This is a genomic window from Streptomyces sp. NPDC088817 (assembly GCF_044750345.1).
In the GTDB taxonomy this organism is placed as follows: domain Bacteria; phylum Actinomycetota; class Actinomycetes; order Streptomycetales; family Streptomycetaceae; genus Streptomyces.
The window spans coordinates 237,958-247,257 of the sequence record NZ_JBIVJN010000004.1 but is presented as its reverse complement, the minus strand read 5'-3'; the positions used below and the strand labels follow the sequence as shown (position 1 = coordinate 247,257).

The window sequence follows — 9,300 nt, the reverse complement described above, 5'->3', positions numbered from 1 at the left end:
AAATGCTGATCCCCCGTAGGGTCAAGCACCGCAAGCAGCACCACCCGAAGCGCAACGGTATGTCCAAGGGTGGAACGCAGGTTGCGTTCGGCGAGTACGGCATCCAGGCGCTGACCCCGGCCTACGTGACGAACCGCCAGATCGAGGCGGCTCGTATCGCGATGACCCGCCACATCAAGCGTGGCGGCAAGGTCTGGATCAACATCTACCCGGACCGTCCGCTGACCAAGAAGCCCGCCGAGACCCGCATGGGTTCCGGTAAGGGTTCGCCGGAGTGGTGGATCGCGAACGTCAAGCCCGGTCGGGTGATGTTCGAGCTGTCCTACCCGAACGAGAAGATCGCCCGTGAGGCGCTGACCCGTGCGGCCCACAAGCTGCCGATGAAGTGCCGGATCGTCAAGCGCGAGGCAGGTGAAGCGTGATGTCGGCCGGTACCAAGGCGTCCGAGCTGCGCGAGCTGGGCAACGAGGAGCTTCTTGGCAAGCTCCGCGAGGCCAAGGAAGAGCTGTTCAACCTCCGCTTCCAGGCGGCGACGGGCCAGCTCGAGAACCACGGCCGTCTGAAGGCGGTCCGCAAGGACATCGCGCGGATCTACACCCTGATGCGCGAGCGTGAGCTGGGCATCGAAACGGTGGAGAACGCCTGATGAGCGAGAAGAACGTGACTGAGAACGCAGAGGCTCGCGGCTTCCGCAAGACCCGTGAGGGTCTCGTCGTCAGCGACAAGATGGACAAGACCGTCGTCGTCGCCGTCGAGGACCGCGTCAAGCACGCGCTGTACGGCAAGGTCATCCGCCGTACCGAGAAGCTCAAGGCGCACGACGAGCAGAACGCCGCGGGTGTCGGCGACCGTGTCCTCCTGATGGAGACCCGGCCGCTGTCCGCGACGAAGCGCTGGCGCGTCGTCGAGATCCTCGAGAAGGCGAAGTAAGAAGCGGGGGCACCGCCCCCGCTGACCCCCGCTGGGGGCTGAGCCCCGGGCCCCGGCCCGGACCCGGCGAAGCCCCCGGCGCGGGTTCCCGCCTTCCGAGACACCAGTAATTTCCTGCGGGAGCAACCCGCAGGACGGTTCCGCCAGGCTCGGCGGAGCTCCGTGAGTCACTTGCGGAGCCCGCCGGGAACCGGCAGACAATCAGGAGATAGACGTGATCCAGCAGGAGTCGCGACTGCGTGTCGCCGACAACACTGGTGCGAAGGAGATCCTTTGCATCCGTGTGCTCGGTGGCTCCGGTCGCCGCTACGCGGGCATCGGTGACGTCATCGTCGCCACCGTCAAGGACGCGATCCCCGGCGGCAACGTGAAGAAGGGTGACGTCGTCAAGGCGGTCATCGTTCGCACCGTCAAGGAGCGCCGCCGTCCGGACGGCTCGTACATCCGCTTCGACGAGAACGCCGCCGTCATTCTGAAGAACGACGGCGACCCTCGCGGCACCCGCATCTTCGGCCCGGTCGGCCGTGAGCTGCGCGAGAAGAAGTTCATGAAGATCATCTCGCTCGCGCCGGAGGTGCTGTAAGCATGAAGATCAAGAAGGGCGACCTGGTCCAGGTCATCACCGGTAAGGACAAGGGCAAGCAGGGCAAGGTCATCGCGGCCTACCCCCGCGAGGACCGCGTCCTGGTCGAGGGTGTCAACCGGGTCAAGAAGCACACCAAGGCCGGCCCGACCGCCCGCGGTTCGCAGGCCGGCGGCATCGTCACGACCGAGGCGCCCGTCCACGTCTCCAACGTCCAGCTGGTCGTTGAGAAGGACGGCAACAAGGTCGTCACGCGTGTCGGTTACCGCTTCGACGACGAAGGCAACAAGATCCGCGTTGCCAAGCGGACGGGTGAGGACATCTGATGGCTACCACCACCACTCCGCGTCTGAAGCAGAAGTACCGCGAGGAGATCGCGGGCAAGCTGCGTGACGAGTTCAAGTACGAGAACGTCATGCAGGTCCCCGGTCTCGTCAAGATCGTGGTCAACATGGGTGTCGGCGACGCCGCCCGTGACTCGAAGCTGATCGATGGCGCGATCCGCGACCTGACCACCATCACCGGTCAGAAGCCGGCCGTCACCAAGGCCCGCAAGTCCATCGCGCAGTTCAAGCTGCGTGAGGGCCAGCCGATCGGTGCCCACGTCACGCTCCGTGGCGACCGCATGTGGGAGTTCCTGGACCGCACCCTGTCGCTCGCGCTGCCGCGCATCCGCGACTTCCGCGGTCTGTCCCCCAAGCAGTTCGACGGCCGTGGCAACTACACCTTCGGTCTCACCGAGCAGGTCATGTTCCACGAGATCGACCAGGACAAGATCGACCGCGTCCGGGGTATGGACATCACCGTGGTCACCACGGCGACCAACGACGCTGAGGGCCGTGCGCTCCTTCGTCACCTCGGCTTCCCGTTCAAGGAGGCGTGAGCGAGATGGCGAAGAAGGCTCTGATCGCTAAGGCTGCTCGCAAGCCCAAGTTCGGTGTGCGTGGCTACACTCGCTGCCAGCGCTGTGGCCGCCCGCACTCCGTGTACCGCAAGTTCGGCCTGTGCCGTGTGTGCCTTCGTGAGATGGCTCACCGCGGCGAGCTGCCGGGCGTGACCAAGAGCTCCTGGTAACAACCCACTTGGGTTGAACCAGGACTCTCGGTAAGCAACTGGGGTCGGCAGGAGGCCCACCTCACATGCCTTAGGCTTGTGGGGTTGGGCGCCTGCCGCGCCCTTACGACTTACTACGCCGTAGGTCCACCGCGCCGCACCCGTCCCGTCTCGGATCGGGGAGAGGGATGGCGCACCAGGAAACCCCGGCGAGAGAGGCCGAAGGCCAATTCATGACCATGACTGATCCGATCGCAGACATGCTCACGCGTCTGCGGAACGCGAACTCGGCATACCACGACAGCGTGTCGATGCCGCACTCGAAGATCAAGTCGCACATCGCGGAGATCCTCCAGCAGGAGGGCTTCATCACGGGCTGGAAGGTCGAGGACGCCGAGGTCGGCAAGAACCTCGTCCTGGAGCTGAAGTTCGGCCCCAACCGTGAGCGCTCCATCGCGGGCATCAAGCGGATCTCCAAGCCCGGTCTCCGGGTGTACGCGAAGTCCACCAACCTGCCGAAGGTGCTCGGCGGCCTCGGCGTGGCGATCATCTCCACGTCCTACGGGCTCCTCACCGACAAGCAGGCCGGCAAGAAGGGCGTGGGTGGGGAAGTCCTCGCCTACGTCTGGTAGCGGAAGGGAACGGAGGAAACAGCTATGTCGCGCATCGGCAAGCTCCCCATCGCGGTTCCCGCCGGCGTGGACGTCACCATCGACGGCCGTACGGTCGCGGTCAAGGGCCCCAAGGGCACGCTGACCCACACCGTCGTGGCGCCGATCGAGATCGCCAAGGGCGAGGACGGCACCCTGCAGGTGACCCGCCCCAACGACGAGCGTCAGAACAAGGCCCTCCACGGCCTGTCCCGCACGCTGGTGGCGAACATGATCACCGGCGTGACCCAGGGTTACGTGAAGAAGCTCGAGATCAGCGGTGTCGGTTACCGCGTGACGGCCAAGGGTTCGAACCTCGAGTTCGCGCTCGGCTACAGCCACCCGATCACCGTCGAGGCGCCCGAGGGCATCACCTTCAAGGTGGAGACCCCGACCCGCTTCCAGGTCGAGGGCATCGACAAGCAGAAGGTCGGCGAGGTTGCGGCCAACATCCGCAAGCTGCGCAAGCCCGACCCGTACAAGGCCAAGGGCGTCAAGTACGAGGGCGAAGTCATCCGCCGCAAGGTCGGAAAGGCGGGTAAGTAAGCCATGGCATACGGGCAGAAGATCCTCAAGGGCGACGCCTACAAGCGCGCCGCGATCAAGCGCCGCCACATCCGGATCCGCAAGCGGATCGCCGGTACGGCGGAGCGTCCCCGTCTGGTCGTGACCCGCTCCAACCGCCACATCGTGGCGCAGGTGATCGACGACCTGAAGGGCCACACCCTGGCATCGGCGTCCACTCTGGACAACTCGATCCGCGGTGGCGAGAGCGACAAGTCGACTCAGGCGAAGCAGGTCGGCGCCCTGGTCGCCGAGCGTGCCAAGGCCGCCGGTGTCGAGGCCGTCGTGTTCGACCGCGGTGGCAACCAGTACGCGGGGCGCATCGCCGCCCTGGCGGACGCCGCCCGCGAGGCCGGACTGAAGTTCTGAGTCGCCCGTCGCGGCAGCGACTTTTCGTTGCTGCGAGCTAGCGGAAACAGAGAGAGGTAATTCCAATGGCTGGACCCCAGCGCCGCGGTGGCGGTGCCGGTGGCGGCGAGCGGCGGGACCGGAAGGGCCGTGACGGCGGCGCAGCTGCCGCCGAGAAGACCGCGTACGTTGAGCGCGTCGTCGCGATCAACCGCGTCGCCAAGGTTGTGAAGGGTGGTCGTCGCTTCAGCTTCACCGCGCTGGTCGTGGTGGGCGACGGTGACGGCACCGTGGGTGTCGGATACGGCAAGGCCAAGGAGGTGCCGGCCGCCATCGCCAAGGGCGTTGAGGAGGCCAAGAAGCACTTCTTCAAGGTCCCCCGGATCCAGGGCACCATCCCGCACCCGATCCAGGGTGAGAAGGCTGCCGGCGTCGTGCTGCTCAAGCCCGCCTCCCCGGGTACCGGCGTTATCGCCGGCGGCCCGGTGCGTGCGGTGCTCGAGTGCGCCGGTATCCACGACATCCTGTCGAAGTCGCTCGGCTCCGACAACCAGATCAACATCGTGCACGCGACTGTGGAGGCCCTGAAGGGCCTGCAGCGTCCCGAGGAGGTCGCGGCCCGCCGCGGTCTGCCTCTGGAGGACGTGGCCCCCGCGGCCCTGCTTCGTGCGCGTGCCGGGGCGGGTGCGTGATGGCGCAGCTCAAGGTCACGCAGGTCAAGTCCTACATCGGCAGCAAGCAGAACCACCGTGACACCCTGCGTTCGCTCGGGCTGAAGAAGCTCGGCGACGTGGTCGTCAAGGAGGACCGCCCCGAGTTCCGCGGAATGGTGCACACCGTCCGCCACCTCGTGACGGTCGAGGAGGTCGACTGATCATGGCGGAGCAGAACCCGCTGAAGATCCACAACCTCCGTCCCGCCCCGGGCGCCAAGACCGCCAAGACCCGTGTGGGTCGTGGTGAGGCGTCCAAGGGTAAGACGGCCGGTCGTGGTACCAAGGGCACCAAGGCCCGCTACCAGGTTCCGGAGCGCTTCGAGGGCGGCCAGATGCCGCTGCACATGCGCCTCCCGAAGCTGAAGGGCTTCAAGAACCCGTTCAAGACCGAGTACCAGGTCGTGAACCTCGACAAGCTGGCCGAGCTCTACCCCGAGGGTGGCGAGGTCACGGTCGAGGGCCTGGTGGCCAAGGGTGCCGTTCGCAAGAACAGCCTCGTCAAGGTCCTCGGCCAGGGCGAGGTCTCCGTGGCACTGCAGGTGACGGTGGACGCCGTCTCCGGCTCCGCCAAGGAGAAGATCACCGCCGCCGGCGGTTCTGTCACCGAGCTCGTCTGAGCCCGATGACGTAAAGCGGTCCCGACCGGGGGTACCTCACATTGAGGTATCCCCGGTTGGTCGTTCTCAGGGAGGCAGTGTCGCCGGTAAGGTGGCCTGCACCGTTCTTTATCGTCGAACCTCAAGACCGTCACCCTGACGCACTGGCGCGGGGGTCGCAGGAGGCACCGTGCTCACCGGCTTCGCCCGGGCGTTCAGGACGCCCGACCTGCGCAAGAAGCTGCTCTTCACGCTCGGCATCATCGTGGTGTACCGCGTCGGTACCCACATTCCGATCCCGGGTGTCAACTACAAGGCCGTTCAGCAGTGCGTCAGCGAGGCCTCGGGCAACCAGGGCCTCTTCGGCCTGGTGAACATGTTCAGCGGCGGTGCGCTGCTGCAGATCACGATCTTCGCTCTGGGCATCATGCCGTACATCACGGCGAGCATCATCCTTCAGCTGTTGACCGTGGTGATCCCGCGGTTGGAGGCGCTCAAGAAGGAGGGCCAGTCCGGCACCGCGAAGATCACCCAGTACACCCGTTACCTGACGGTGGCGCTCGCCATCCTCCAGGGCACGGGCCTGGTGGCCACCGCACGCAGCGGCGCCCTGTTCTCCGGATGCTCGGCGGCCGGGAACATCGTCCCGAACCAGGCGATCTTCAACACGATCGTCATGGTGATCGTCATGACCGCCGGTACGGCCACGGTCATGTGGCTCGGTGAGCTCATCACCGACCGCGGTATCGGCAACGGCATGTCGATCCTGATGTTCATCTCGATCGCCGCCACGTTCCCGTCGGCGCTGTGGGCCATCAAGAAGCAGGGCAAGCTCGCCGAGGGCTGGATCGAATTCGGCACCGTCATCCTCGTCGGCCTGGTCATGGTCGGCCTGGTGGTCTTCGTCGAACAGGCCCAGCGCCGTATTCCGGTGCAGTACGCCAAGCGCATGATCGGCCGTCGTTCCTACGGTGGTACGTCGACGTACATCCCGCTGAAGGTCAACCAGGCGGGTGTGATCCCCGTCATCTTCGCTTCTTCGCTGCTCTACATTCCGGCACTCATCGCTCAGTTCTCCGGGGGCAACTCCGGATGGAAGACCTGGGTTCAGCAGAACCTGACCAAGGGCGATCACCCGATCTACATCACGATGTACTTCCTTTTGATCGTGTTCTTCGCGTTCTTCTATGTGGCGATCTCCTTCAACCCCGAAGAAGTCGCCGACAACATGAAGAAGTATGGTGGCTTCATCCCGGGCATCCGGGCTGGCCGACCGACCGCTGAGTACCTTTCGTACGTGCTCAACCGGATCACCTGGCCGGGTTCGCTGTATCTGGGCCTGATCGCTCTCGTACCGACAATGGCGTTGGTCGGCTTCGGGGCGAACCAGAACTTCCCCTTCGGCGGGACCAGCATCCTCATCATCGTGGGTGTCGGACTCGAGACGGTGAAGCAGATCGAGAGCCAGCTCCAGCAGCGCAATTACGAAGGGTTCCTCCGCTGATGCGAATCGTCCTCGTCGGACCGCCGGGTGCAGGCAAGGGAACACAGGCCGCGCGCCTGGCCAAGGAGCTGCGTATTCCGCACATCTCCACGGGCGACCTGTTCCGCGCCAACATCAGCCGGCAGACGGAGCTCGGCAAGCTCGCGAAGTCCTACATGGACGCAGGAAACCTGGTGCCCGACGAGGTCACCATCGCGATGGCCAAGGACCGCATGGAGCAGCCCGACGCCGAGGGCGGTTTCCTGCTGGACGGTTTCCCGCGCAATGTGTCGCAGGCCGAGGCGCTGGACAAGCTGCTCCAGGGCGAGGGCATGAAGCTGGACGCGGTCCTCGACCTCGAGGTCCCCGAGGAAGAGGTCGTGAAGCGCATCGCGGGTCGCCGCACCTGCCGCAACGACTCGGCGCACGTGTTCCACGAGACGTACAGCCCGCCGAAGAAGGAAGGCGTCTGCGACGTCTGCGGCGGCGAGCTGTACCAGCGGGACGACGACTCCGAGGAGACCGTGCGCAAGCGGCTGGAGGTCTACCACACGCAGACCGAGCCGATCATCGACTACTACCGGGCGCAGGGCCTGGTCGTGACGATCTCCTCGCTCGGTCCGGTGGACGAGATCACGCAGCGCGCGCTGGAGGCGCTCAAGCGCGACTGACCGCACCGCTCGGCCGCGGCTCCCCCCGGGAGCCGCGGCCGACGTGTGCACGGGCAGGTTTTCGCTGCCCCGTATTGTTGAGGGTGTCCGTCTTCCTTCCGGTCCGAGAAAGGCCGTAGTCCCCATGGTGCAGATCAAGTCCCCCGAGCAGATCGCCAAGATGCGCGAGGCGGGGCTGGTCGTCGCCGCCATCCACGCGGCCACCCGGGAGGCGGCCGTGCCCGGGGCGACCACCAAGGATCTGGACCAGGTGGCCCGCAAGGTGCTCGCCGAGCACAACGCCAAGCCGAACTTCCTCGGCTACGGCGGTTTCCCGGCGACGATCTGCACCTCCGTCAACGAGGTCGTGGTGCACGGCATCCCCTCCGACGGCGTCGTCCTCAAGGACGGGGACGTCATCTCCATCGACTGCGGCGCGATCATCGACGGCTGGCACGGCGACGCGGCCTTCACCGCGTTCGTCGGCTCCGGTCACTCCCCGGAGCTGGTCGAGCTGTCCCGGGTGACCGAGGAGTCGATGTGGGCCGGCATCGCCGCCATGAAGCTGGGCAACCGCCTCGTGGACATCTCCCGGGCCGTCGAGACGTACATCCGCCGCCAGCCGAAGCCCGGCGGCGGCCGTTACGGGATCATCGAGGACTACGGCGGCCACGGCATCGGCACCGAGATGCACATGGACCCGCACCTGCTGAACTACGTCGACCGCCGGCGCGGCAAGGGTCCGAAGCTGGTCCCCGGCTTCTGTCTGGCCATCGAGCCCATGGTCTCCCTGGGCACCGCGAAGACCCGCGTCCTCGAGGACGACTGGACGGTCATCACCACGGACGGCACCTGGTCCTCCCACTGGGAGCACTCGGTCGCGCTGACCGAGCAGGGCCCGCTGGTCCTGACCTCCCCGGACGGCGGCCGCGCCAAGCTGGCCGAGCACGGCGTCACGGCGGCACCGGACCCGCTGGCCTGAAAAGTGCCTGCCCCGCCCCCACGCCCGCCGGACCGGTCCGGACCCGGTCGCATGATGATCTCGTAGCTGGGGCAGACTCTCTCGATTCGTCTTTCGCGGAGGGCTGACGTAGACTGACTCGTCGGCTCTCATGTATTCGCATGTCCGCATGCGGGACATGGAGTCGATCAAGGTAGTCGATTCGAAGGGCGAAGCGTGGCCAAGAAGCAAGGTGCCATCGAGATCGAGGGCACTGTCGTCGAGTCTCTGCCGAACGCCATGTTCAGGGTCGAGCTCCAGAACGGCCACCAGGTCCTGGCACACATCAGCGGCAAGATGCGCATGCACTACATCCGCATCCTCCCTGACGACCGGGTCGTGGTGGAGCTGTCTCCTTACGACCTCACGCGTGGCCGGATCGTCTACCGGTACAAGTAGATCTTGCCCAGGCCCCACGTTCCACCGAGGGGCCGCCGGCAACTGACCCGGAGAACCTCACCCCATGAAGGTCAAGCCGAGCGTCAAGAAGATCTGCGACAAGTGCAGGGTGATCCGCCGTCACGGCCGGGTCATGGTCATCTGCGACAACCCGCGCCACAAGCAGCGCCAGGGCTGACGCACAACCGACCGAACCCTCTGCACCTTCTTCGCAGAGATTCGCGCGACGCGAGCTGAATTGTTCATACGCAGGACCCGAGCCGCAGTGCGGCTCGACACCCCCGGTTCGGAGGCCGGGGACCCGGTTCGTACCTGGTACGGCGGCCGGG

At 65.9% G+C, this 9,300-nt stretch carries 18 protein-coding genes; all 18 read left to right on the top strand.

Annotated elements, in window-relative coordinates:
• The first annotated feature begins 2 nt into the window (after positions 1-2).
• The 18 genes from rplP (at position 3) to rpmJ (ending at position 9,149) form a co-directional block, all read left to right on the top strand.
• Positions 3-422, top strand: coding sequence for a 50S ribosomal protein L16 (rplP, locus tag ACIP4X_RS09665; protein ID WP_009190136.1), 420 nt, complete (start codon positions 3-5; stop codon positions 420-422).
• Positions 422-646: a 50S ribosomal protein L29 gene (rpmC, locus tag ACIP4X_RS09660; RefSeq protein WP_018564811.1), complete on the top strand. Its 225-nt coding sequence runs from the start codon at positions 422-424 to the stop codon at positions 644-646. The genes rplP and rpmC overlap by 1 nt, the downstream gene beginning before the upstream one ends.
• On the top strand, positions 646-930 hold the full coding sequence (gene rpsQ, locus ACIP4X_RS09655; RefSeq protein WP_100569747.1) for a 30S ribosomal protein S17: 285 nt from the start codon (positions 646-648) through the stop codon (positions 928-930). The genes rpmC and rpsQ overlap by 1 nt, the downstream gene beginning before the upstream one ends.
• 214 nt (positions 931-1,144) lie before the next feature.
• Positions 1,145-1,513: a 50S ribosomal protein L14 gene (gene rplN / locus ACIP4X_RS09650; RefSeq protein ID WP_003998823.1), complete on the top strand. Its 369-nt coding sequence runs from the start codon at positions 1,145-1,147 to the stop codon at positions 1,511-1,513.
• A 2-nt stretch (positions 1,514-1,515) separates the two neighbouring features.
• Positions 1,516-1,839: a 50S ribosomal protein L24 gene (gene rplX / locus ACIP4X_RS09645; protein ID WP_030967306.1), complete on the top strand. Its 324-nt coding sequence runs from the start codon at positions 1,516-1,518 to the stop codon at positions 1,837-1,839.
• Entirely contained in the window at positions 1,839-2,396 is a 558-nt protein-coding gene (rplE, locus tag ACIP4X_RS09640) for a 50S ribosomal protein L5 (RefSeq protein WP_358733877.1), read from the top strand. Before rplX ends, rplE begins: the two co-directional genes overlap by 1 nt.
• Before the next feature lie 5 nt (positions 2,397-2,401).
• Entirely contained in the window at positions 2,402-2,587 is a 186-nt protein-coding gene (locus tag ACIP4X_RS09635; protein ID WP_003948630.1) for a type Z 30S ribosomal protein S14, read from the top strand.
• A 212-nt stretch (positions 2,588-2,799) separates the two neighbouring features.
• Positions 2,800-3,198 (top strand): 30S ribosomal protein S8, encoded by a 399-nt coding sequence (rpsH, locus tag ACIP4X_RS09630; protein ID WP_100569749.1) that lies wholly within the window; start codon positions 2,800-2,802, stop codon positions 3,196-3,198.
• Positions 3,199-3,222: 24 nt separating this feature from the next.
• Positions 3,223-3,762, top strand: coding sequence for a 50S ribosomal protein L6 (gene rplF, locus ACIP4X_RS09625; RefSeq protein ID WP_358733878.1), 540 nt, complete (start codon positions 3,223-3,225; stop codon positions 3,760-3,762).
• 3 nt (positions 3,763-3,765) lie between these two features.
• Positions 3,766-4,149 carry a 50S ribosomal protein L18 gene (gene rplR, locus ACIP4X_RS09620; protein WP_100569751.1) on the top strand — a complete coding sequence of 128 codons (384 nt, stop codon included), beginning with the start codon at positions 3,766-3,768 and terminating at the stop codon, positions 4,147-4,149.
• A gap of 65 nt (positions 4,150-4,214) precedes the next feature.
• Positions 4,215-4,820 (top strand): 30S ribosomal protein S5, encoded by a 606-nt coding sequence (gene rpsE, locus ACIP4X_RS09615; protein WP_073725073.1) that lies wholly within the window; start codon positions 4,215-4,217, stop codon positions 4,818-4,820.
• On the top strand, positions 4,820-5,002 hold the full coding sequence (gene rpmD / locus ACIP4X_RS09610) for a 50S ribosomal protein L30 (protein WP_100569752.1): 183 nt from the start codon (positions 4,820-4,822) through the stop codon (positions 5,000-5,002). The genes rpsE and rpmD overlap by 1 nt, the downstream gene beginning before the upstream one ends.
• A gap of 2 nt (positions 5,003-5,004) precedes the next feature.
• Positions 5,005-5,460 carry a 50S ribosomal protein L15 gene (gene rplO, locus ACIP4X_RS09605; protein WP_358733881.1) on the top strand — a complete coding sequence of 152 codons (456 nt, stop codon included), beginning with the start codon at positions 5,005-5,007 and terminating at the stop codon, positions 5,458-5,460.
• 169 nt (positions 5,461-5,629) lie between these two features.
• Complete coding sequence (gene secY, locus ACIP4X_RS09600; RefSeq protein ID WP_141366356.1) at positions 5,630-6,943, top strand: preprotein translocase subunit SecY; 1,314 nt, start codon at positions 5,630-5,632, stop codon at positions 6,941-6,943.
• Positions 6,943-7,593 carry an adenylate kinase gene (locus ACIP4X_RS09595; protein WP_358733883.1) on the top strand — a complete coding sequence of 217 codons (651 nt, stop codon included), beginning with the start codon at positions 6,943-6,945 and terminating at the stop codon, positions 7,591-7,593. The genes secY and ACIP4X_RS09595 overlap by 1 nt, the downstream gene beginning before the upstream one ends.
• 124 nt (positions 7,594-7,717) lie before the next feature.
• Positions 7,718-8,554 carry a type I methionyl aminopeptidase gene (gene map / locus ACIP4X_RS09590; protein ID WP_358733885.1) on the top strand — a complete coding sequence of 279 codons (837 nt, stop codon included), beginning with the start codon at positions 7,718-7,720 and terminating at the stop codon, positions 8,552-8,554.
• Between the two features lie 195 nt (positions 8,555-8,749).
• The gene (infA, locus tag ACIP4X_RS09585; protein WP_004927214.1) at positions 8,750-8,971 is read left to right on the top strand and encodes a translation initiation factor IF-1; all 222 of its coding nucleotides are present in this window, start codon (positions 8,750-8,752) and stop codon (positions 8,969-8,971) included.
• A 64-nt stretch (positions 8,972-9,035) separates the two neighbouring features.
• Positions 9,036-9,149 (top strand): 50S ribosomal protein L36, encoded by a 114-nt coding sequence (gene rpmJ, locus ACIP4X_RS09580; RefSeq protein WP_003974245.1) that lies wholly within the window; start codon positions 9,036-9,038, stop codon positions 9,147-9,149.
• Positions 9,150-9,300 lie beyond the last annotated feature (151 nt).